The sequence below is a fragment of the Sulfurihydrogenibium sp. YO3AOP1 genome (genome assembly GCF_000020325.1).
Classification (GTDB): Bacteria; Aquificota; Aquificia; order Aquificales; family Hydrogenothermaceae; genus Sulfurihydrogenibium.
In genome coordinates, this window is the sequence record NC_010730.1 from 959,921 (window position 1) to 982,094 (window position 22,174).

The window sequence follows — 22,174 nt, forward strand, 5'->3', positions numbered from 1 at the left end:
AACGTTAAACGTTAAACGTTAAAAAAAATGGAGGTAAAGAAATGGAAAACCAAGAAATTAATAAAAACGTAGAAGATATAAAGAGAATGGTAGATACAATAAAGAAGATAGCTAAGCAAAGCAACTTGCTTGCACTAAATGCAGCTATAGAAGCTGCAAGAGTTGGAGAGATGGGTAAAGGATTCTCCGTTGTAGCAAGTGAATTTAGAAAGTTAGCAGATGACACCAATAAAATAGCAACAGAAATAGCAATATTAATATCTAATTTGGAAGAAGAACTTAAAAACGTGAGTAGGTGAGGAAGTGAGTAGGTGAGTAAGTAAGTGAAGTGAGAAAATGAGTAGGTGGATAAGGATTTTTTAAAAATATGTTAAAACCAATTTCACTATCTCACTTTCTCACTTATTCACTTATTCACTTTTTAAAAAACCACTTCCACTTACTCGCTTACTCACATCTCACTTACTCACTTTAAAAAAGGAGGTTAAAATGGAATACGGATTACCAGAAACCCTTAAGACAGGACAGAACGAATTAGAGATTATAGATTTTAGAATATTTGAGAGAAAAGAAGACGGCAGTATATACCAATGGATACTTGGGGTTAACGTTGCTAAAGTTAGGGAAGTTTTAAGAATGCCAAAGCTTACAAAAGTTCCTAATATGCCACCAGAGATTGAAGGAATGGCAGAAATCAGAGGAGAGCTTATTCCCGTTGTTAGTTTGGCAAAATGGATGAAGATTCCAGAAGAAGAAGAGTTTAAAAAATACTTGCTTTTTATGGAGTTTTTGAGGGAAAAGGTAGGAGTGATAATTCACGCAGCAAAAAGAATAAGAAGAATTCAGTGGTCTGATATAAAAAAAGCACCTGATATTTTAAATACAAGGTTAAATGGGAGAATTACAGGAGTAGTAGATACTGAAGAAGGATTATTATTAATATTAGACTTTGAAGGTATCTTGAATGATATGAACTTACTTACAGTGTTTAACGTAGGGCCAGACCAAGAAAGAAAAGCCAAAAAGAAATTAAGAATACTTGTTGCTGAAGACTCTGCCGTAGCAAGAAAAATAATAAAAGATATTTTAGAGAGTGCAGGGCATGAAGTAATAATGACAGAAAGTGGAAAGCAAGCATGGGAAAAGTTAAACGAAATTTTTGAAAAAGCTAAAGCAGAGGGAAAAAGTGTTAGAGATTACATTGACTTAGTACTAACTGATATTGAAATGCCAGAGATGGACGGTTTGACTTTAACAAACTTGATAAAGCATACAGCAGGATTTTTAAATTTACCAGTAATTGTAAACACAACTTTATCCGATGAAGCAAACAAACAGAAAGCTTTTTCAGTTGGAGCTGATGATTATCTTGTTAAATTTGATGCATCTCATCTTATTGAGTTAGTGGATAAGGTAAGTGAGTAAGTGAATAAGTGAGTAAGTGAATAGGTAAAAAATAATATGAAATATAAAAAAACCACTTCCACTTACTCACCTACTCACGTCTCACTTACTCACTTCTCCGAAGGAGGATAAAATGAGAACGCATAAAGATTTAGATGTATGGAAAAATGGGGTAGAATTGGTTAAGAAAATATATGTAGCTACTTCAGATTTTCCAAAAGAAGAGATGTATGGTTTAACATCGCAAATAAGAAGAAGTGCTATATCTATTCCAAGCAATATAGCAGAAGGTTCAGCAAGGAATAGCACAAGGGAGTTTATACAATTTCTTTATTTTGCATTAGGTTCTACTGCAGAATTAGAGACGCAGTTATTAATATCAAAAGACCTTGGCTATCTAAAAGACTTGAGTGTATTTAAAGACTTAGAGAAAATAAAAGTTCAGCTTGTAAACCTGATAAAATCATTAAAAAATAAAATAGGCGAATAATTGGAAGTGAGTAAGCGAGTAGGTGAGTAGGTGAGTGGGTGGGTGTGGTTTTTACATTAATAAAAAATAAAATATGTATCCAACCACTTCCACTTATTCACTTATTCACTTACTCACTTATTCACTTATTCACTTCTCCGAAGGAGGAAAAGATGATACCCAATGAACTAAGAGAATTATTTGATGAGTTTCTTGTTGAAGCAAGAGAGCATCTTGAAAATTTAGAGAATAAACTTTTAGAGTTAGAAAAAGACCCAGATAATCCAGAGCTTTTGAATGCAGCTTTTAGAAGCATGCATACACTAAAAGGTGGTGCAGGATTCCTTGGACTAACTGCAATAGTTGAAACAGCACATAAAGCTGAGGATATTCTTGGTAAATTAAAAGAAGGGAAAATGAAATTCTCTCCTGAAATAGGAGATGTTCTACTAAAAGCAGTTGATTTTATTAAAGAAGCTCTTAGGTTTTATGAAGATGGAGAGTCAGTAGAACCAGATCCATATTTGATAGAAGAGTTAGAAGCAATTCTGGAAGGCAAAAAGTCAAAAGGCTATGTAGAAAGTGGCAAAGAAACGACTCTAGATAAATTATTAAAAAAGTACAACTTGCATCATCTCATTGGTAAGCCAGTAGAAGAGATTTTAGAAGAGTTGGTGCTGCTGCCACCAAGTAAAAGACCGCAAGAAATTGTAGATTATATAGATAAAATACTGTCGGGTGAGATTGTAGAGGAAGAAGATACATCATCTATCTTACCGATTTTAGAAGAAGAAGCAACAGAAAGAATGCTTGAAATGATAGAAAAAGAAATAACACCAGAGGCTCAAAATAACCCTCCAGATACCAAAAAGGAAGTAAGCCAGGAAGGCCAGACTATTAATGCAGAAACAAAACCACAAGAGCAAAGAAAAGCACCAGCAAAGAAAGAGGAAGAAGAAAGAGTATTAAGAATAGACGTTCAAAAAATAGAAGACTTGATGAAGCTTGTTGGGGAGCTTGTTCTTGATAGAAATAGATTGATGAGAGTGGTTGGAGAAATAACTCAAAATATGCAACCTAACAAATACACAGAAGAGCTTGAAAGTGTTGCATCGTCAATAGATAAAATTGTCGGAGACCTACAACTTGCCGTAATGAAAACAAGAATGCAACCTGTAAAAAGACTATTCCAGAAATTTACAAGAGTTGTAAGAGACCTGTCAAAGGTTGTAGGAAAGGAAGTTGAGCTGATTATTATTGGCGAAGATACAGAAATGGACAAATCTATTTTAGAAAAGTTAGAAGAACCTTTGGTTCACATCATCAGAAATGCATTAGACCATGGTATTGAACCACCAGAAGAAAGAAAAATACTTGGCAAACCACGTGTAGGTAAAATTATATTAAAAGCATATTATCAAGGAGATAGGGTATATATTGAAATTGAAGATGACGGAAGAGGTATAGACCCGCAAAAGGTGGCACAAAAAGCATTAGAAAAAGGATTAATCACAAAAGAACAGCTTGAAAAAATGACAGAAAAAGAAATACTTCAACTCGTATTCATACCAGGATTTTCAACCAAAGACCAAGTGTCTGAGATATCAGGTAGAGGCGTAGGTATGGATGCAGTTATGAATACAGTTTTAAACTTCAGAGGAACGATTGATATTTGGAGTGAGAAAGGTAAAGGAACAAAAATAAGTATGGCATTTCCATTAACAGTTGGAATTATAAGGTCTTTACTTGTGAGCGTAAGTGGAAGAAGGTTTGCGATACCAATTTTCTTAGTGACCGAGATTATATCAGCAGAAAATGTAGACATCAAAAGATTATCAGGCAAAGACGTCTTAATTCTTAGAGAAAAAGCACTTCCACTTATAAATCTATATGAAATGCTAAAAATACCACAATCCAACGTTGGCTATGTAATCGTTTGTCTAATCGGAAATCAAAGGGTAGCCTTTACAGTTGAAGATTTATTTGGCGATGAAGAAATAGTTGTAAAACCTCTTGGAAAGATTTTTGGAGACTTACACGGTATCTCTGGAGCAACTATAACAGGAGATGGAAAGATTGTGTTGATTCTTGATATTGTGGAATTATTGAAGAATAAAAATTTAAGGATGTAAACGGAGGATTTATTATGGAATTGGTAAAAGCAGGAAGTGTAAAACCAGCTGTATATGGTGGCCAGCAAATCAAAATACTTGAATTTTTAGGCGTCAAAATTGAAGATGAATTTATAGGAATATCTTTAAAACATGTTCTTGAAATATCAAAAATTTTAGAGATATTTCCAGTTCCATTATCTCCTCAGTATATAAAAGGGGTCATAAATCTTAGAGGTGAGATTTTGCCAGTCGTATCTATAAAAGAGATGATAGGAATACCAGAAAAAAAACAATCAACAAGATTGATAATTTTAGAAACAAATTTAGATAAATTGGCTGTTATGGTTGATGAAGTTTATGGAGTTGTTAGAATTAGTGAAGATGTACTTGAACCAAATCCTATGACCAGCATATACAGCGATTATATTTCCAACGTTGCTCAAACAAAACATGGATTTATTAGTATAATAGATTTAGATAAATTATTTCCTGCAGTAGAAGGATAGTGAGAAGCTTGTTTTTATATAAATTGTTAGAATTTATAAATGACAAGAGAATGGAACTATTTCAAAGCATGTTTTACAACTTGTATGAAAAATATGATAGGGATTCGGAAAAGTTTATTGAAGATTGGTTTGAAAAATACACTTACATAACTCTTAAAAGATTTTTTAAAGAAGATTTTTTTAAAGAAGATTTAGATTTGTTTTTCCAAAAAAATAAAAATGTTTTAAAAAGCTATGTAAAAGCATACTGGGCGTTTTGCAATAATCCAAATTCTAAGCCTTATTATGTAAAAGAAGCGATGGATTATTTTGGTTTAAAAGAATTGAATATGAAAGAGTTAAAAAAGGTATATAGAGAAATGGTAAAAAAATACCATCCCGATGTTTATCCAGATAAAAAAGAAGGAACGATGAAAACGATTGAGATAAACCATTATTATCAAATTTTAAAAACATATATAGAAAAACTGGGAGGCTAAGATGGAAGATTTAAAGCAAGTGATAAGAACAATCCTTGAAGAAGTCAAAACTTTAGAAGAGAAGATAGATGAAACAACAAGAAAGGCTCGAGAAATTACACAGATAGTAGAACCATCAGCAACAGAAAGCTTAAAAGAGGTTATTAAATTTACAGAAGAAAGCTCCAATAAGATTATCTCAGAAATTGATAAAGTTGAAGAAAATTGTAAAATTATTGATAAAGAAGTATCAGAACTTTTAGCATTAAATCCTATAAACAGTATAAAAGAAAAACTCAGCACAATCAAAGAAAAAAATACAGAAAATATCAATATATTAATTAAAGTTTATGAGCTTTTCTCTTTCCAAGATTTATCTTCACAACAAATTAAAGAAGTTATAAATATTCTCGAAGAAACCAAAAAACACTTATTAGGAATAGCTGTGGCATCAATAGAGGCATCAGGGGAGCTTTCTAAAGAACAGAAAGAGGTAATATCAGGTAAGGTGCATGAATTTCTAACTGGAGATAGAATTTTCCAAGAAGAAGTTGATAAATTATTAGAAGAGTTAGGACTATAAAAGGAGGTATATAATGGGATTTCCAGTGGCATCAAGAATTTTAACAGTTGATGATATGGCAACAATGAGAAAAATTATAAAGAGTTTATTAAATCAACTTGGTTATACAAATATAGATGAAGCAGAAAATGGTAAAGAGGCTTTAGCAAAATTAAAACAAAGTAAATATGACCTTGTTTTACTTGATTGGAACATGCCAGAAATGGATGGGATAACACTTCTACAAGAAATAAGAAAAGACACGCATCTAAAAGATATTCCAGTAATAATGGTAACAGCAGAAGCAAAAAAGGAAAACGTACTAATAGCTATACAATCAGGAGCTAATAACTATATAGTTAAGCCTTTTACAGCTGAAACACTAAAAGAAAAATTAGAAAAAGTATGGCAACAGATAAATGGTTAAAGTAGTGAAGGGTGTGGTATAGTGATGAGTGGTGAACGTGTCTTAATAAAAGATTTTAACGCTTCATGCGTCACACATCACTTTTTCATAACACATCTCGCTTTAAACTACTTTATTCGTCATCCTGAAGACTTTAGTCCAAAGAAGCTTCTCTTTTAAAGAAGGTGAGTAAGTGAGTAGAGGCAATTCATGAATTGCCTATACAGTAAATAAGTGAGAGGTAAAAAGGCGGAGATCCTTCGCCGCCTTCAGAATAACGCATCATTAACTTTCTTTGTCATCCTGATAGAAGTGAAGGATCTATTTTTTAAGCTTTATAAAATTTCTTAATTTCTCACCAACAGACTGTTCCGAATTTTAACTAAGTCTAAAAATTAATTAATCTTTTGATTGTTACTTTGAAGCAGGCAAAGAGTCTCCTATCGGTGTCATTCTGAAGGAGTGAAGAATCTCCTGTTTTTTCCAAAAAATCAAAAGAAGAGATCCTTAGGACTTACACCCTCGGGTAACAGCCAAAGTTAAAGTTATATCTACAATTACATTCTATTACATTAAAAAATTTATAACATCCTCATTTCTCACCATTGGATTAGTTAGCTTTTTGACTTTTAGAATAGAAAGATGAATTTGAGAATTCTTAGGAAGATTTGAATTGAGTTTATTTTTTCATTTTTGGTTGCGGGGGCAGGATTTGAACCTGCGACCTCCGGGTTATGAGCCCGGCGAGCTACCAAGCTGCTCCACCCCGCGATGTTATGCGCCCGGCACGATTCGAACGTGCGACCTACGGATTAGAAGTCCGTTGCTCTATCCAGCTGAGCTACGGGCGCACTTACCATAATCTGATTTTTTGATAGTCGGAGTGGCAGGACTTGAACCTGCGACCCCGTGCTCCCAAGGCACGTGCTCTCCCACCTGAGCTACACTCCGTTTTAAAGAGATAAATATTATATCACTTTTTAGAAAAAATTTCAAGCCCTTTTGAAGTTTTCAATTGATTTAATAATATCAGCCTTAGCTTCGTTAGAATCTTTGAAAGATTTAACTTTCACCCATTTTCCAGATTCTAACTCTTTATAGTGTTCAAAGAAATGTTTAATTTTATTTAATGTTGCCTCTGGTAAATCCTTTACTTCTTTTATACTGTCAAACGTTGGGTCTAACTTAGAAACTGGAACTGCAATAATTTTTGTATCAATACCTTCTTCATCTTCCATTTCAAGCATACCAATAGGTCTGCATCTTATAACACTACCGGGAACAACCGGTTCTCTTGAAATTACCAATACGTCAGTTGGGTCTCCATCATCTGCTAAAGTGTTTGGAATAAATCCATAATTAAATGGATAATACATTGCTGTAAATAAAAATCTATCTACAAATATAGCTCCACTTTTTTTGTCAACTTCGTATTTAATACCGCTTCCTTGTGGAATTTCAATAACTACATAAATATCTTCCGGTGGATTTTTACCTGCTGGTATTAATGAGAGATTCATTTAGTCCTCCATTAGTTTTATAAACGAAAAAATGAAAAGCTCCCGAGGAGGGATTCGAACCCCCGACCAGCCGGTTAACAGCCGGCTGCTCTGCCTGCTGAGCTACTCGGGAATAAAAAGATATAAATATTATAATAAATTTTTAACATAAATGCAACTGTTTTTTTGGAGGATGCTTTAAAATTTTTGTAAGTTTACCTTTATCGCATCATCTTAAGGACTTTATTCGAAGAATCTCCTTTTTTAAAGAAGGTGAATGAACAGAGATTCTTCGCTTACGCTCAGAATGACAAATAAGTAAAAATAAAATGCTTCTCACAAACTCTTTTAACTTTTGCTTATTCAATTGCCAAGGTTTAAGATTTAGAATCAGTAAAATGAATAAATATTATAACATAACCTAATTTACTAAGTAATACCTTGCATAGTGTTCCAAAATTCTTGTAAGCTTACCTTTTCTTGTCATCCTTATGACTTTAGTCTGAAAGATCTTCTATCTTAAAAAGTGAGAAAGGAAGGAGATTCTTCGCCGGCTGCAGAATGATAGGCAAGATAATATCTTTATCAAAAAATTTTTTTGGAACAGCCTCATACCTTTTCACTTTTAACATTCTACAGCTACAACTAAGAATCTTGTAATCTTTTTGATTTCTCACCCCAAGGTATGGGGTTGATGGACGTTGGGGCAATTCATGAATTGCCCTTACGTAAAGGTGAAAGGTAAGAAGTGAAGCGTCTATTTAATTTGTTATCATCACTCTTCATTTATTCTGAAGGCTTTAGTTTTAGCAAAACTCCAAATTTCTTACTCAAGGTATATTTAACATAAGCTAAGCCTCTTAATTATCTAAGAGTGTTCCAAAATTCTCGCAAGCTTCCTTTCAGTGTCATCCTGAGGCTGTAAGTCGAAGGATCTCCTTTTTTGATTTTTTGACTTGAAAAGGAAAGTATAAGATTCTTCGCCGGTTTCAGAATGACGATGTGGATTTTTGCAAGCAGCCTCTTAATTATCTTGAGAATGTTTTAAACTGTGCTATAATATTATAATGTCTTGGAGAGGTGGCTGAGTGGTCGAAAGCGGCTTCCTGCTAAGAAGTTGTCGGGGGTAAAACCCCGACCGCGGGTTCGAATCCCGCCCTCTCCGCTCTTAAAGATTTATCACTAACCAAAGTCCAAATAAAGTAAAAATCAACGTTGGAATTGTCAGAATTATACCAACTTTAAAATAATATCCCCATGAAATATTTATTCCTTTATTATTAAGTACATACAACCACAAAAGAGTAGCCAAAGAACCTATCGGTGTTATTTTTGGTCCTAAATCACACCCAATAATGTTTGAATAAGCCAATATTTTTGCTGTTTGTATAGGTAAGTTTGCTTCTTCTATGGCAAGGTTAACAAGCATTACGGATGGTAAATTGTTCATCACAGAAGATAAAAACGCTGCTAAAAATCCGGTTGTAAAAATACTTGCAAAATTTCCATACTCTGCTGACTTGGCTATAATTTCAGCTAAGATATTGGTAAAATCTGCATTTTTTAGACCATAGACTACAACATACATTCCAACCGAGAAAACAACAATATGCCATGGTGTCTCTTTTGTTAAAACAAACTTTAAATCAATAACTCTTTCTTTTAATGAAGCGATGGCAAAAATTACAGCTCCAAGTCCGATTATAACGGAAGTCGGAATTTTATAATGTTCTCCTACAAAGAAAGCAACTAATAAAAATGCAGAGATAATCCATGTAAGCTTAAATAGAAATTTGTCTTTTATGGCGTATTTTGGTGGTTTGTCTTCCATGGCTTCTAAATCAATTTTCTTTATTAAATCTTTTCTGAAAAATAGATAGGTAAAAATTATGGTTGCAACAAAAGAAAAGATATTTACAAAAACCATTACAGAAGCATATTCAAAAAATCCTATCTTAAAAAAGTCTGCTGTAAGTATGTTTACAAGATTAGAAATTACAAACGGTAGGCTTGTTGTATCTGCTACAAATCCACTTCCCATTATGTATGGAAGCATATATTTTTGACTTAGTCCAAGATGTTTTATCTTTTGATAAACAATTGGTGTTAGAATTAATGCTGCTCCATCGTTTGCAAAGAATGCAGAGATTGAAGCTCCAAGAAGTAAAAGATATATAAATAAAACTCTTCCATCGCCCTTTGAAAGCTCTATCATATGCAGTGCAGCCCATTCAAAAAATCCAATTTTATCAAGAATGATTGATATAAAAATGATTCCCAAGAATGCTAAGGTTGGGTCCCAAACTATCTCTACAACCCTGTAAACATCCTTTATTGATACTACACCAAGAATTAATGCTAAAATTGCCCCAACCGTTGCAGTCCACCCAATGCCTATATTAAATGGCTTTTTTATGATAAAAAATAATACAATGAAGAATAAAAGATAAGAGATTAGATTACTCATTTCTTTCACTCAATCTCTTTTATAAGCTTTTCAACTTTTTCTTTGATTTGGTCTTTTATTTTTCTAAATGCTTGGAGCTTAGCGTCTTCAGTTGGTCCGATTACTCTTGCTGGGTCTGGTAGTCCCCAATGCTCAGTTTTTGCTCCCGGTACAACCGGACAAGTTTCTGCAGCATCTCCGCAGAGTGTAATAACATAATCAACTTCATTTATAGGAATTTCATTAATATGTTTAGAGTACTGCTGTGATATATCAATGCCATCTTCAGCCATTACCTTTATTGCCAATGGATGAACATAGCCTGATGGATTAGAACCTGCTGAGTAGATTTCGACATCTTTTCCATACAGCTTAGCAAAATATTTTCCATACCCTTCTGCCATTTGAGACCTTGCAGAGTTTCCTGTGCAGATAAAAGCTATCTTTTTCATCTTAAACCCCCAAATATGATATTAAATAAATATCCGGCTATAATGATGGATACAGAAACAATGCCTGCAAATATAGCAATAAGTTTTGGCTTCATTATCTGTTTTAAGATTACAAATTCTGGAAATGATAAAGCTGTGGTAGCCATCATAAAGGCTAATGCAGTACCTATTGGCACACCTTTATCTATTAATGCTTGAATAACCGGCAAAATACCGGCAGAGTTAGAATATAGAGGAACGCCTATGATTACAGCTAATGGCACAGATAAAAACCCGGCTGAATTCATAATGCTTTTTATTGCTTCTTCTGGTACATATCCATGGATAAAGCTACCTATTCCTATTGCAACGATTATGTAAATTGAGATTTTTCTTAGAATATCTTTTACATTATTTTTTGCAAACTCTATCCTTTCTTTAAAAGTCATCGGTTTTTCTTCTGTTTCTCCAAAAGAAAGTTCAAAAACATAATCTTCTATAAGATGTCTTGGGTTTAATTTTTCAATAAAAAACCCGCTTATTATAGCAACTGCTACACCAAACACAACATAAGCCAAAGCAACTTGAAAACCAAAAGATGCAAACAACAATCCAAGTGCAACTTCATTAACCATTGGAGAAGATACTAAAAACGCAAACGCAGCTCCAAGCGGAATTCCTGCTTCTACAAACCCAATAAACATTGGAACAGCAGAACAAGAACAAAAAGGTGTAAAAATACCAAGAATGGCAGCCAATGGAATTGCAATAGCTTTATGCTTAGATAAAATCTTCCTTGTTTTTTCAAGTGGAAAATAACTTCTGATAAAAGATACTACAAAGATTATTAGCGTTAAAAGTGTAAAGATTTTTAAAGTATCATAAATAAAAAAGTGTGCTACTTCGTATGATTTATCACTTAGATTTAAAATGTTTTTTGTTATAAAATTAGCTATGCTGTCGTAAATTTCAAACATCTTAATCACCTGTGACTAATTCTTCAATTATTTGTGGTGCAGGGATTGGCGTTCCAATATGTTTTACTTTGCCATCAACTACTAAGACAGGTGTTTTCATAGTTTTATATTTAGCCAACTCTCTAACATCTATAATTTTTTCAACCTCTGCTGGAATATTTTTGGATTTTACTATTGTACTTACTACATTATAAAGAAGCTCACAGTTATTGCAGTTAGAAGCACTGATTATTTGAATTTTTTTCATTGTTTCTCCTCCTGATTTATAATACAGCATCCTATTTCTTCTTTATCTAACTTTATCTCTTTTATAAATTCTAAGACAGCGTTTAAAAGCGGATTTTCTCTGTTTAGTGAACAATGAACCCATCTACCAACCTTTTTACAGGTAATAACATTAGCTTCTTTTAAAACTCTGATATGGAAAGATACATGGGGTTGAGACAGATTTAACAATCTCATGAAATCGCAAACACAAAGCTCGGAATTATCCATAAGCATTCTGACTATCTTTAATCTGCTTTCATCTGATAAGCTATGAAAAAACTGTTTCAACTCTTTCTCTTTCATAATTTAATATTGTATAAAAAATTTTTTATATAAATAATGATTTATATCATATAAAAATACGTCAGTTGAGAAATTCAATAAAAGTAGGAGATTCTTCGCTTGCTACAGAATGAAGATGTGAGAGTGTTCCAAAATTTTTATAAGTTTAACTTGTCCGTCATCCTGAAGCCAAAGGCTGAAGGATCTTATCTTTTAAAAATTGAGAAAGAAGGAGATTCTTCGCTTCGCTCAGAATGACTATGTTGGTTTTTTTAAACAGTCTCAGATTCTTCGCTTAGCTGCAGTATGGTATCTATCACTTTTGACTCTTTACGCCTTCCAATATTTTCTCTTTTAGCTCTTCTAAGCTTTCTACCTGGAAAATGATTTTTTCTTTTTCAATTTTGACTGGATTTAGATTTTCTATAAGCTTTAATATTACTTCTGGATTTGTTTGGTCTGATAGTTGTAAGTAAGCTAAATCTGATTTCATATGAAGTTTTTTTATTTTTAACCGGGATAGTAACTTTTTTATCTCTGAGATAACTAAGTATAAATCAAATGCTTTTGGTAAATCATTGTAAAATTCTTTTAAGTATTTTCTTAATTTTTCTATCTCTTCATAATCTTCTGCTTTTGACACAGCCATGTATATATTTAACCTTTCAGTCGGGTCTTTAATAAAATCTTGTGGAATGTAATAATCAAAATCTATCTCTATTTCGGCTTCAAACTCTTTCTCTCCCCTTTCTTCGTTGATAGCTTCTTTTAAAAGTTTAACGTAGTAATCAAAGCCTAAGGATTTTATAAAACCGCTTTGCTCAACCCCGAGAATATTCCCTGGTCCTCTTATTTGCATATCTTCAATAGATACTTTTAAGCCTGAGCCCGGCCTTGTTAGTTTTAAAAGTGTATCTATTCTTCTTTTTGCATCTTTTGTTATTTCTTTTGGAACTATCAAATAGCAGTAAGCTTGAATATTACCTCTTCCGACCCTTCCTCTTAAATGATAAAGCTGTGCAAGTCCAAACAAATCAGCTCTATCTACGATTAAAGTATTGGCTGTTGGAATATCTATTCCTGTTTCAATAATAGAAGTAGAAATTAAAACGTTTGTTTTCCCTTCTAAGAAATCAATAATCTTTTTTTCAATCTCGGAAGGCTTCATTTTACCATGTATAAAGTCTACTTTTGCCTTTTTGACTAAGTTTTTTAAAAAATCTGCTGTTTCTTTGATTGTCTCTATTCTGTTATGTAGATAAAAAACCTGTCCGTTTCTGTCTATTTCAAATTCAATGGCTTTTTTTATAAGCTCTTCATCAAAATTTGAAACATATGTTTTTATCTCATACCTTCCCTCCGGTGGTGTGTTTAAAACTGATATATCTTTTAGTCCTGAAAGTGCCATGTTTAATGTTCTTGGAATTGGCGTTGCAGTTAAGTATAAAGTATCTACACTTTCTCTTATCTGTCTTATTTTTTCTTTTGCTTTTACTCCAAATCTATGCTCTTCATCAATCACAAGGAGCTCAAGCTTATTAAAAGATAGGTTAGTATGTAAGATTTTATGAGTTGCTACCAAAACGTCTATTTTTCCTTCTTCAAAAGCTTTTATTGTATTATCATTTTCCTTTTTTGATTTTAATCTTGAAAGATTTTTTACGATTATTCCATAAGGTTCAAGCCTTTCTTTTAATTTTTTATAATGCTGATAAGCAAGGACAGTAGTTGGAACCAAAAGCAGAGCTTGGTATCCATTTATTACAGATATAAAAATACCTCTGATGGCTACTTCGGTTTTACCAAAGCCAACATCTCCACATATTAGCCTTTCCATTGGCTTTGGCTTTAAAAAATCGCTTTTTATGTCTTTTATGGCTTTTATCTGGTCTGGTGTTTCTACAAATGGAAACTCTCTTTCAAACTTGCTTATTAGCTCATCATCTGTTTTTAATGGTGGTCTGTATATATTTTGTCTTTTTGAATAGATCTCTAACAGATTTTTTGCAATATTTTTTAAAGACTCTTTAACTTTTTTCTTTAGATTTCTCCAAGAAGTACCGCCGATTTTATCAATCTGAATGATAGAATCGGTTTTGTATTTATGAATTTTATCAAAATGAAGATATGATACATAAACCTTCTCACCGCCTGAATACTCAAGAATCATAAAATCATAAACTTTTCCTCTAATCTCTCTTGTCTCTATCCCTCTGTAGATACCTATTCCAAAATCTTCATGAATTATATAATCACCTTCCTTTAAAGGCTCAACATCTAACTCTAACTTTTCTTCAACCTCTAGCAGGAAAGCCGTTTTTTCATTAAGTAGTACAAGTTCTTTTTTTAATGGAATTTTATAGACAGCAAACTCTTGTGTAATATCTTTTATAGTTCCAACCTCAGGATTAGAAAATTTTGAGAAAAATTGACCCTTGATAGGTAAATTTAAGTCTTCATAGATATCTAAGGTGTAAATATCGTTTTTTAAATAATCTCTAAAAAAGGTACTTTCTTCATCTTCAAAAATAAGTGGCGTTTGTGATTTGATGTTAAAGTCATAAAGTGGCAGAATGGATATTTCTTCTATTTCTTTTCTTGTTAAGATTTTTGATTTTAAAAAGATGTTTTCTATTGTATCACCGAAAAAATCTATATCTACTATGCCTACCTTTGGAATGTTGATAGATAAAAAGCCACCTCTTACAGAAAATTCTCCTTCATTTTCTGGAAATTCTTCTCTTATGTATCCAAGTTTATAAAGTTTTTCTATCAAAAATTCTCTGTTTAACTCCCCGCTTTTCTTTATATTGATAATGTCTTTTAAGAAATTTTCTTTTGTTCTAACCTTTACATTTAAAGCATCTTTGGAAAATACTAAAATCCAATTTTTTCCTGCTAAGATTTTATAGATAGCATAATTTCTCTCAATCTGACTTAAAAGGTCAAGTTTTTCTTGAGAAGATGGAAAATGAATAATTTCAAGGTCTTTTTTAAAGAAATCTTTATAAGCCTTAAGATTTAAAAAGCTTTCTTTTGCAGACTTTTCAGAGTCTGTTATCAAAAATAAAGGCTTCTCTTTTTGAATAAGTAAATATTCACAATATGAACTGTTGCCTGTGTATACTTTCATAGTATGCTATTTTATACATTAAATTAATATACCTTGGGTGAGAAATTAGGGATTTTTATAAAATTTAAAAAGGAGATCCTTCGGACTTACGCCCTCAGGATGACAGGAAAAGGTTGAATGATAAACATTAAAGGAAGGATAACCTATTCCGTCATTCTGAGCGAAGCGAAGAATCTCCTGTTTTTGTTGAATTTCTCACCCGACGTATAGTATGTTAAATTATACATTAAATTAATATAAGCATTTTATCAAAAATTTACATACCTTGGGTAAGAAATTAGTGGTTTTTATAGAATTTAAAAATGTGATCCTTCGAACTTACGTCCTCAGGATGTTCTATGTTAAATGTCAAGTACAAAAATTTTCATCAAATGGTCTTCTGCTTTTTAATACACCATATGCTTGCCTTAATAACTTATGTGCTACAGCCACTAATGCTAACTTTTTAGCCTTACCTTTACTTACTAATCTTTCGTATAATTCTCTGCAGTATTTGTTAAACCTTATTGCTGATAATGCTGCCATGTATAATATCTTTCTTACATATGGATTTCCCATCTTCTTTATCCAGCCACTTTTCTTTACACATGCTGCACTTTCATATGGGCTTGGACTGATTCCTATAAAACTCGATATATCTTTTACACTCTTGAATCTTTCAAAATTTCCACATACTGATATTATGGGAGTTAAAATAATGTTGTGTCTAAATAAAATTATAAGGAGGAGTAGTAATGGATAAGAAAGAATACTTTGAAAAAAATATTAGACAGATCTACCGAAGAATTAGTAAAAGAACTTTTCCCAAACGGTATAACAACTCAAGAAGAAAAGATAGGTATAAGAAAGCTTTTAGAATCTGTTGTGGAACTGATTATGAATCAGGAAAGAAATTTCTTTCTTGAAAATGATAAAGACAACAAAGCAAACGGATAATATGAAAGAAGTCTAAATACAGGTTCTTTCAAGCTTAACATAAATGTCCCAAGAGATAGAAAGGGTAGATTTAGACCACAAATATTACCTGGCCCATACAAAAGAGTTAATGAAGATTATTTAGACCTTCTTATGAGTTTAGTATCCAATGGATACTCAGAAAGCAAGATAGATTCTACATTAAAAAGCTTAGGCTTAAGCTATTCAAACAACATATGGATATAATTAAAAAACAGCTTATAGAAAGACTTGAGTGATTTCAAAACAAGAGAGCTTCCATCAGATGTATTTGTACTGTATATAGACGCATACCGCTGTGATATAAAAGAAAAAAACAAAATAAGAAAAGCTTCTGTCTATGTAGTTCTTGGAATAGATTTACAAGGAAATAAGGATATATTTGGATTTTATACATTTTTCAGTAGTGAAAATAAAGCAGACTGGATAAAAGTATTCAATGATTTAATAGATAGAGGACTAAAAAGGGTAATGCTTATAGTAAGTGATGATTTTCCTGGAATATCAAAAGCCATAGAAACACTATTTCCTTTTACAGACCATCAGCTATGTTTAGTCCATTTACAAAGAAATGTCAAAAGTCAAATGGGTAAGGAAGATTCGCAAACATTTAACAAAGAGCTGAAAAACATAAAAGAAAACAGCTTAGATTATGAAGATGGATTAGAAAAATTAGATGATTTATGTAGTAGATTTAAATCTAAATATCCAAGCTTTATAAAACATATTCAATCTAACAAAGAGAGATACTTATGTTTTTTAAAAATATCCAGAAAATCTAAGAAAACACATATACACAACAAATCCAGTTGAAAGTGTTAATAGCATGATAGAGAAGGTAAGAATAAATTTAGGTGGATATTTTCAATCTGTGGACATTCTTGAGGTAAATCTGCTTATCCAGAAAGATAATTTAAAGAATGGAAAATTGAATAAGTCTATACCTGCTTTTAAAGGAGCTTCTTATGAAATTTTACAATTGTTTAATAAAAAGTTTTCAATCCAGACACAAAATTATTGACAAGTCTCCATATACTGATATTATCATTCCTATAGTCCTATCACTTATACCAGGTATACTTTTTAAAAGTTTGTATTCCTCTTGATAATTCTTCTTAGACAATTCTTTTATCTCTTTCTCAAGTTCTTTTATACTCTTTTCTATTTTTCTAATTAGCTCATCGTAATATTCTAAATTCTCTTTCAGTTTTTTCATTGGTACATGACTTAATGATTCTCTTTTGTTTTTTAACATTGTAAGCTGCTGTTGTAAGTCTTCTAATATCTTTAGTTTTACTTCTATTTCTTTTTCTACCTCTGATTTTGGTTTATAAAGCTCTCCATCGAAAAACGTTCTTCCATATTCTGCTATAAAGAATGAATCAGCTTTATCTGTTTTAACTCTTGTCATTTTAGCTTCCATAAATTTCTTTATTGAAAATGGATTTATTACTGCTACATTATAGTCATTTTCATACAGATAATTAGCAAGCTTTAAATGGTAAACTCCCGTATGCTCCATTATGATAAGCATATCTGACTTTTTAAACTTCTTCAAAAATGGCTTTATTTTCATTTCAAACTCAACCGGGTCAGATTTAACTTCAAAATTTTCTTTTTGTTATCATACAAAACTGTAGCAGTGAATGAGTTTTTAGATACATCAACTCCTATAACAATTTTGTAGCTGTTCATAATAGTACTTCCTTTTATAAATACTGTATAAGCTAAAAGAAATATGGGAAAACATAATATAAGAATTTAAAATTATGAAAATCGGGGGATAAAGATGAGAAAGAGAATAGGAACATCTACCTACATTCAGAGAATTAATACACTTGAAAGAAAGCTTTTAAAACAAGTAAAAGAATTAGATGATGTTATGGAAAAACATCCAGAAATAATCTTTAGATTGCAAGTTGTAGAGTTTGCTTTAAAACATTCAGTGAAGATTGCAGTTGAAGCTTTTGGTGTATCAAAATCTACCATATACAGATGGATTAAAGAGTATAAAAGCAGTAATAACAATCTCGTATCTCTTAAAAATCGTTATATATCAAAAAAAGGAATGAAATTAGAAAAATTACAAAAAATAACAGAAAAACATAAACAATTAGTTTTAGAAATAAGAAAGAAACATCCTAAGCTTGGGAAAGAAAAAATAAAGGTTTTACTTGATAAACTCTGCAAGCAGCACAATATTCCTACGATATCTGCAAGTTCAATTGGAAATATAATAAAAATGCTTAAAGAGGAAAGGAAGTTAAATCATGAGTACGCCAGGCAAAGAATCACAATCAACGGAAGAACTGGAAAGCTAACAATAAAAGAAAGTAGAAAGAAAACAAAGAAAGATAGATATAAAGACAAAAAACCAACAAAACCAGGAGAATTGGTACAAATAGATACAAAGCATGAATATGTAAATGGTAGAAAAGTTTATATCTTGAGACTTGTCAATAATTTTGTGTCTGGACTGAAAACTTTTTATTAAACAATTGTAAAATTTCATAAGAAGCTCCTTTAAAAGCAGGTATAGGTTTTTTCCATTTTCCATTCTTTAAATTATCTCTCTGTATAAGCAGATTTATCTCAAGAATGTCTACAGATTGAAAATATCCGCCTAAATTTATTCTTACTTTCTCTATCATGCTATTAACACTTTCAACTGGATTTGTTGTGTATATGTGCTTTCTTAGATTTTCTGGATATTTTAAAAAACATAAGTATCTCTCTTTGTTAGATTGAATATGTTTTATAAAGCTTGGATATTTAGATTTAAATCTACTACATAAATCATCTAATTTTTCTAATCCATCTTCATAATCTAAGCTGTTTTCTTTTATGTTTTTTAATTCTTTGTTAAATACTTGTGAATCTTCTTTATCCATCTGATTTCTAACGTTTCTTTGTAAATGGACTAAACATAGCTGATGGTCTGTATAAGGAAACAGTGTTTCTATGGCTTTTGATATTCCAGGAAAATCATCACTTACTATAAGCATTATCCTTTTTAGTCCTCTATCTATTAAATCATTGAATACTTTTATCCAGTCTGCTTTGTTTTCACTACTGAAAAATGTGTAAAATCCAAATATATCTTTATTTCCTTGTAAATCTATTCCAAGAACTACATAGACAGAAGCTTTTCTGATTTTGTTTTTCTCTTTTATATCACAGTGGTATGCATCTATATACAGTACAAATGCATCCGATGGAAGCTCTCTTGTTTTAAAGCCACTCAAGTCTTTCTATAAGCTGTTTTTTGATTGCATCCATATGTTGTTTTGAGTAGTTTAAGCCCAAGCTTTTTAATGTAGAATCTATCTTGCTTTCTGAGTATCCATTGGATACCAAACTCATAAGAAGGTCTATATAATCTTCATCAACTCTTTTGTAAGGGTCAGGTAATATTTGTGGTCTAAATTTACCCTTTCTATCTCTTGGAACATTTATGTTAAGCTTGAAAGAACCAGTATTTAGGCTTCTTTCATAATACCCGTTTGCTTTGTTATCATCGTCATTTTCAAGAAGAAATTTCTTTCTTGGTTCATAATCAGTTCCACAACAGATTCTAAAAGTTTTCTTATACCTATCTTTTCTTGAGTTGTTATACCGTTTGGGAAAAGTTCTTTTACTAATTCTTCGGTAGATCTGTCTAATATTTTTTCAAAGTATTCTTTCTTATCCATTACTATTCCTCCTTATAATTTTATTTAGACACAACATTATTTTAACTCCCGTATAGGAAATTTTGAAAGACTTAAGAGTGTAAAAGATGCATCAAGTTTTATAGGAATCAATCCAAGTCCATATGAAAGTGCAGCATGTGTAAAGAAAAGTGGTTCAATAAAAAAGATGGGAAATCCATATGCAAGGAAAATATTATACATGGCAGCATTATCAGCAATAAGGTTTAATAAATACTGTAAGGAATTATATGAAAGATTAGTAAGTAAAGGTAAGGCTAAAAAGTTAGCATTAGTAGCTGTAGCACATAAGTTATTAAGGCAGGCATATGGTGTATTAAAGAATAAAAGACCATTTGATGAAAATTTTTGTACTTGACATTTAACATAGAACATTCTGAGCGAAGCGAAGAATCTCCTTTTTTCTCTTTATTTTTCAACTGTCATAAAAATAAAGAGATCCTTTAGCTTTGAAGCCTCGAGATGGCAAGGAAAGGTAAACTTACAAAACCCTTGAAACATCTTTAATTTTCGCAATTCATCTCACTTAAGCTACTGCCAACATTCTTTCAAGAGGAATAACAGCTTTCTGTATGATTTCCGATGGTAGAATAATTTCGTTTGTTTCTTTTTCAAGAACTTCTAAGACTTTATCAAGTGTATTCTTTTTCATATCGCAACAGTGAACCGTTCCACAATAATCAGCAGACTGAGGGAATACATAATTTTTGTTTGGATTTTTCTTTTTAAGTGCGTGTAGTATTCCGACTTCTGTACCAATTATAACAGTGTCAGCATCGCAAGTTGTTGCATATTCTATAATTTGTGTTGTGCTACCTACAAAGTCAGCAATTTCTACTGTATCCGTATTACACTCTGGATGAACAGCAATTTTTGCCTCCGGATATCTTTGTTTTAATTCAAGTAATGTTTCTTTTGATAAATTAAAATGTGGAGGGCAAAATCCTTTCCATAAAATAAACTCTTTTTCCGGTACTTGTCTTGCAATATAACTTCCGAGAAATTGGTCAGGAACAAAGATTATTTTTTTCGCATCAAGAGATTTTACAACTTTAACAGCATTTCTTGAGGTTACGATAACGTCAGAAACTGTTTTTACATCAGCGTTTGTATTTATATAAGACACTACAACAGCATCCGGATGCTCTTGTTTTAATTTTTTAACGCCTTCTAAGGTTGCCATGTCTGCCATAGGACAGCCACTTTCTGGATTTGGATGTAAAACTTTTTTAGTCGGATTTAGTATTTTTGCGGTCTCTGCCATGAATCTAACACCGCAGAAAACAATAATATCAGCATCTGATTTTTGAGCTATTCTTGATAATTCTAAGGAATCACCGATAAAATCAGCTATATCTTGTATCTCCGGTCTTTGATAATAATGAGCAAGGATTATTGCGTTTTTTTCTTTTCTAAGTTTATTTATTTTTTCAATGAGTTCGTTATTGTTCACAAACAAACCTCCTTGTTGTTTATAAAAAATCAAACAGTGTTATAAAATTGCATAATAATTTAAGCTAAAAGTAAAAAATTTTCAAGCACTATCGCTAATATTATACGATAGATGACATCTATCACCTTCTGTATTTTTCTGCTTCTAATGGTAAGCTTTCATCATTACCCCATTCATACCAGCTTCCTGTATAGATTTTTAGATTTTTAGCTCCTAAATATTTAAGGGGGATAAAGACGAATGAAGACCTATTGCCAATGGTACAGTAAAGAATGATTTTTTTATTTAAATCTAAGTTTATCTTCTTTATATCCTTTTCAAGAATTTCTATAGGCTTGTAGGTTGAACCTTTACCCTCAAACCATCTCCAATAGACAAACTTAGCCCCCGGTATATGACCAGACCTTTTAATCTCATTCATTTCCTGTCTTCCTGTAAATTCTAAAAATGTTCTTGTATCTACCAAGATTGTGTTGTCATCAACCCCGTTAATATAGTTCTTTACATATTGCAATACTTCTTCTTTTGAAGCTACAACTTCATACCTTGGCTTTGCAGTGTATTTAGCTTTTTTCTTGATTGCATCATCTTGATTTGAGATAGGCAGATTCTCTTTTTTCCAGTTTTCAAGACCACCATCAAGAATTAAAAGTTTGTTTTCATCATGACCCATGCTGTAAAGCAAAAACCACATGTAAGATGCTTTATTTGGAAGATTTTTTGAGTAGTAGATTATAACTTTATCATTGTTGCTAATCCCATTTTCAGAAAACAGCTTTTCAGCAGTTTTTGGACAAAGTGGTAAGTATTTACACTTTTGCTTTTCATTATTTTTTATTGCTACATCTTGAACTGCCAAAACATCAATATTGACTGAACCGGGAATATGTTCATTCATGTAGGTTTGATTATCTTCTGTATCTATAAATACTGTGTTTTTATCATTTAGTAGTTTGTAGGCATCTTGTGGAGAGATTAAAGGAAGTCTGTTTTGTGCGTAAGAAAAGCTAAAAACTAACAAAATCATATATACTATTTTTAACATCCTGAAACTCCTAAGCAAAATTGTTGACAATAAAATTTAGTTTAAAAGGAACTGTAAA

At 31.8% G+C, this 22,174-nt stretch carries 23 protein-coding genes, 5 tRNA genes and 4 pseudogenes; 14 read left to right on the top strand and 18 right to left on the bottom strand.

All coding sequences use genetic code 11. The annotated features are described in order from the left end of the window. Positions 1–41 precede the first annotated feature (41 nt). From SYO3AOP1_RS04765 to SYO3AOP1_RS04800, 8 genes are all read left to right on the top strand, one after another. On the top strand, positions 42–299 hold the full coding sequence (locus SYO3AOP1_RS04765; protein ID WP_007547964.1) for a methyl-accepting chemotaxis protein: 258 nt from the start codon (positions 42–44) through the stop codon (positions 297–299). 190 nt (positions 300–489) lie between these two features. Next, positions 490–1,425, top strand: coding sequence for a chemotaxis protein (locus tag SYO3AOP1_RS04770; RefSeq protein WP_012459622.1), 936 nt, complete (start codon positions 490–492; stop codon positions 1,423–1,425). Positions 1,426–1,537: 112 nt separating this feature from the next. After that, a complete protein-coding gene (locus SYO3AOP1_RS04775) occupies positions 1,538–1,894 on the top strand; it encodes a four helix bundle protein (RefSeq protein ID WP_012459623.1) in 357 nt (118 codons plus the stop codon). A gap of 152 nt (positions 1,895–2,046) precedes the next feature. Further along, on the top strand, positions 2,047–4,005 hold the full coding sequence (locus SYO3AOP1_RS04780; protein WP_012459624.1) for a chemotaxis protein CheA: 1,959 nt from the start codon (positions 2,047–2,049) through the stop codon (positions 4,003–4,005). A gap of 14 nt (positions 4,006–4,019) precedes the next feature. Continuing rightward, entirely contained in the window at positions 4,020–4,493 is a 474-nt protein-coding gene (locus SYO3AOP1_RS04785; RefSeq protein WP_012459625.1) for a chemotaxis protein CheW, read from the top strand. Positions 4,494–4,501: 8 nt separating this feature from the next. Continuing rightward, positions 4,502–4,972, top strand: coding sequence for a DnaJ domain-containing protein (locus SYO3AOP1_RS09420; protein WP_198001827.1), 471 nt, complete (start codon positions 4,502–4,504; stop codon positions 4,970–4,972). A 1-nt stretch (position 4,973) separates the two neighbouring features. Continuing rightward, a complete protein-coding gene (locus SYO3AOP1_RS04795; RefSeq protein WP_012459627.1) occupies positions 4,974–5,534 on the top strand; it encodes a protein phosphatase CheZ in 561 nt (186 codons plus the stop codon). Positions 5,535–5,547: 13 nt separating this feature from the next. Continuing rightward, positions 5,548–5,940, top strand: a complete 393-nt coding sequence (locus SYO3AOP1_RS04800) for a chemotaxis response regulator CheY (protein ID WP_012459628.1) — start codon at positions 5,548–5,550, stop codon at positions 5,938–5,940. Between the two features lie 673 nt (positions 5,941–6,613). Here the strand turns inward: SYO3AOP1_RS04800 and SYO3AOP1_RS04805 are convergent. From SYO3AOP1_RS04805 to SYO3AOP1_RS04825, 5 genes are all read right to left on the bottom strand, one after another. Continuing rightward, positions 6,614–6,690 (bottom strand) — tRNA-Met (locus SYO3AOP1_RS04805). 6 nt (positions 6,691–6,696) lie between these two features. After that, a tRNA-Arg gene (locus SYO3AOP1_RS04810) sits at positions 6,697–6,770 on the bottom strand. A gap of 27 nt (positions 6,771–6,797) precedes the next feature. Beyond that, positions 6,798–6,870: transfer RNA gene (locus SYO3AOP1_RS04815), tRNA-Pro, on the bottom strand. A gap of 41 nt (positions 6,871–6,911) precedes the next feature. Next, on the bottom strand, positions 6,912–7,439 hold the full coding sequence (gene ppa / locus SYO3AOP1_RS04820) for an inorganic diphosphatase (protein ID WP_012459629.1): 528 nt from the start codon (positions 7,437–7,439) through the stop codon (positions 6,912–6,914). A 39-nt stretch (positions 7,440–7,478) separates the two neighbouring features. Continuing rightward, a tRNA-Asn gene (locus SYO3AOP1_RS04825) sits at positions 7,479–7,551 on the bottom strand. 941 nt (positions 7,552–8,492) lie between these two features. Between SYO3AOP1_RS04825 and SYO3AOP1_RS04830 the strand changes: the two genes are divergently transcribed. Then, positions 8,493–8,583 (top strand) — tRNA-Ser (locus SYO3AOP1_RS04830). A gap of 3 nt (positions 8,584–8,586) precedes the next feature. Here the strand turns inward: SYO3AOP1_RS04830 and SYO3AOP1_RS04835 are convergent. From SYO3AOP1_RS04835 to SYO3AOP1_RS09235, 7 genes and pseudogenes are all read right to left on the bottom strand, one after another. Then, positions 8,587–9,885 carry an arsenic transporter gene (locus tag SYO3AOP1_RS04835; protein WP_012459630.1) on the bottom strand — a complete coding sequence of 433 codons (1,299 nt, stop codon included), beginning with the start codon at positions 9,883–9,885 and terminating at the stop codon, positions 8,587–8,589. Between the two features lie 5 nt (positions 9,886–9,890). Next, positions 9,891–10,316: an arsenate reductase ArsC gene (locus tag SYO3AOP1_RS04840; RefSeq protein ID WP_012459631.1), complete on the bottom strand. Its 426-nt coding sequence runs from the start codon at positions 10,314–10,316 to the stop codon at positions 9,891–9,893. Next, entirely contained in the window at positions 10,313–11,272 is a 960-nt protein-coding gene (locus SYO3AOP1_RS04845) for a permease (protein ID WP_012459632.1), read from the bottom strand. The genes SYO3AOP1_RS04840 and SYO3AOP1_RS04845 overlap by 4 nt, the downstream gene beginning before the upstream one ends. Before the next feature lies 1 nt (position 11,273). Beyond that, entirely contained in the window at positions 11,274–11,519 is a 246-nt protein-coding gene (locus SYO3AOP1_RS04850; RefSeq protein ID WP_012459633.1) for a thioredoxin family protein, read from the bottom strand. Then, positions 11,516–11,842, bottom strand: a complete 327-nt coding sequence (locus tag SYO3AOP1_RS04855) for a metalloregulator ArsR/SmtB family transcription factor (RefSeq protein WP_041674550.1) — start codon at positions 11,840–11,842, stop codon at positions 11,516–11,518. The genes SYO3AOP1_RS04850 and SYO3AOP1_RS04855 overlap by 4 nt, the downstream gene beginning before the upstream one ends. 295 nt (positions 11,843–12,137) lie before the next feature. After that, on the bottom strand, positions 12,138–14,885 hold the full coding sequence (locus SYO3AOP1_RS04860) for a DEAD/DEAH box helicase (RefSeq protein ID WP_281340502.1): 2,748 nt from the start codon (positions 14,883–14,885) through the stop codon (positions 12,138–12,140). Between the two features lie 417 nt (positions 14,886–15,302). Then, positions 15,303–15,638: pseudogene (locus tag SYO3AOP1_RS09235) on the bottom strand (transposase); the annotation flags it as partial. A gap of 69 nt (positions 15,639–15,707) precedes the next feature. On the opposite strand from SYO3AOP1_RS09235, the gene SYO3AOP1_RS09635 reads away from it, so the two are divergent. The 3 genes and pseudogenes from SYO3AOP1_RS09635 to SYO3AOP1_RS09645 all read left to right on the top strand — a co-directional run bounded on the left by SYO3AOP1_RS09635 (position 15,708) and on the right by SYO3AOP1_RS09645 (position 16,929). Beyond that, entirely contained in the window at positions 15,708–15,890 is a 183-nt protein-coding gene (locus SYO3AOP1_RS09635) for a hypothetical protein (protein ID WP_041674553.1), read from the top strand. 39 nt (positions 15,891–15,929) lie between these two features. Beyond that, positions 15,930–16,721 (top strand): annotated as a pseudogene (locus SYO3AOP1_RS09640) (transposase). 13 nt (positions 16,722–16,734) lie between these two features. After that, the gene (locus SYO3AOP1_RS09645) at positions 16,735–16,929 is read left to right on the top strand and encodes a hypothetical protein (protein WP_049751907.1); all 195 of its coding nucleotides are present in this window, start codon (positions 16,735–16,737) and stop codon (positions 16,927–16,929) included. Between the two features lie 6 nt (positions 16,930–16,935). On the opposite strand, the pseudogene SYO3AOP1_RS09240 reads toward SYO3AOP1_RS09645, so the two are convergent. Beyond that, positions 16,936–17,603, bottom strand: a pseudogene (locus tag SYO3AOP1_RS09240) (transposase); the annotation flags it as partial. 94 nt (positions 17,604–17,697) lie between these two features. On the opposite strand from SYO3AOP1_RS09240, the gene SYO3AOP1_RS04885 reads away from it, so the two are divergent. Then, complete coding sequence (locus SYO3AOP1_RS04885; protein ID WP_012459636.1) at positions 17,698–18,402, top strand: helix-turn-helix domain-containing protein; 705 nt, start codon at positions 17,698–17,700, stop codon at positions 18,400–18,402. On the opposite strand, the gene SYO3AOP1_RS09655 is transcribed toward SYO3AOP1_RS04885, so the two are convergent. Genes SYO3AOP1_RS09655 through SYO3AOP1_RS09665 form a run of 3 tightly spaced genes read right to left on the bottom strand, consistent with a single transcriptional unit; the run spans position 18,365 to position 19,600 of the window. Next, complete coding sequence (locus SYO3AOP1_RS09655; protein WP_281340508.1) at positions 18,365–19,153, bottom strand: transposase; 789 nt, start codon at positions 19,151–19,153, stop codon at positions 18,365–18,367. The two genes, SYO3AOP1_RS04885 and SYO3AOP1_RS09655, sit on opposite strands and share 38 nt — an antisense overlap. Next, the gene (locus SYO3AOP1_RS09660; protein WP_281340818.1) at positions 19,140–19,481 is read right to left on the bottom strand and encodes a transposase; all 342 of its coding nucleotides are present in this window, start codon (positions 19,479–19,481) and stop codon (positions 19,140–19,142) included. Before SYO3AOP1_RS09660 ends, SYO3AOP1_RS09655 begins: the two co-directional genes overlap by 14 nt. Then, positions 19,388–19,600 carry a hypothetical protein gene (locus tag SYO3AOP1_RS09665; protein ID WP_041674545.1) on the bottom strand — a complete coding sequence of 71 codons (213 nt, stop codon included), beginning with the start codon at positions 19,598–19,600 and terminating at the stop codon, positions 19,388–19,390. Before SYO3AOP1_RS09665 ends, SYO3AOP1_RS09660 begins: the two co-directional genes overlap by 94 nt. A gap of 55 nt (positions 19,601–19,655) precedes the next feature. On the opposite strand from SYO3AOP1_RS09665, the pseudogene SYO3AOP1_RS04900 reads away from it, so the two are divergent. After that, positions 19,656–19,976: pseudogene (locus SYO3AOP1_RS04900) on the top strand (transposase); the annotation flags it as partial. A 168-nt stretch (positions 19,977–20,144) separates the two neighbouring features. Here SYO3AOP1_RS04900 and nadA read toward each other — a convergent pair. Together nadA and SYO3AOP1_RS04910 are read right to left on the bottom strand one after the other, a co-directional pair. Next, positions 20,145–21,071 carry a quinolinate synthase NadA gene (nadA, locus tag SYO3AOP1_RS04905; protein ID WP_012459637.1) on the bottom strand — a complete coding sequence of 309 codons (927 nt, stop codon included), beginning with the start codon at positions 21,069–21,071 and terminating at the stop codon, positions 20,145–20,147. 121 nt (positions 21,072–21,192) lie between these two features. Then, on the bottom strand, positions 21,193–22,116 hold the full coding sequence (locus tag SYO3AOP1_RS04910) for a rhodanese-like domain-containing protein (protein ID WP_012459638.1): 924 nt from the start codon (positions 22,114–22,116) through the stop codon (positions 21,193–21,195). Between the last annotated feature and the right edge of the window lie 58 nt (positions 22,117–22,174).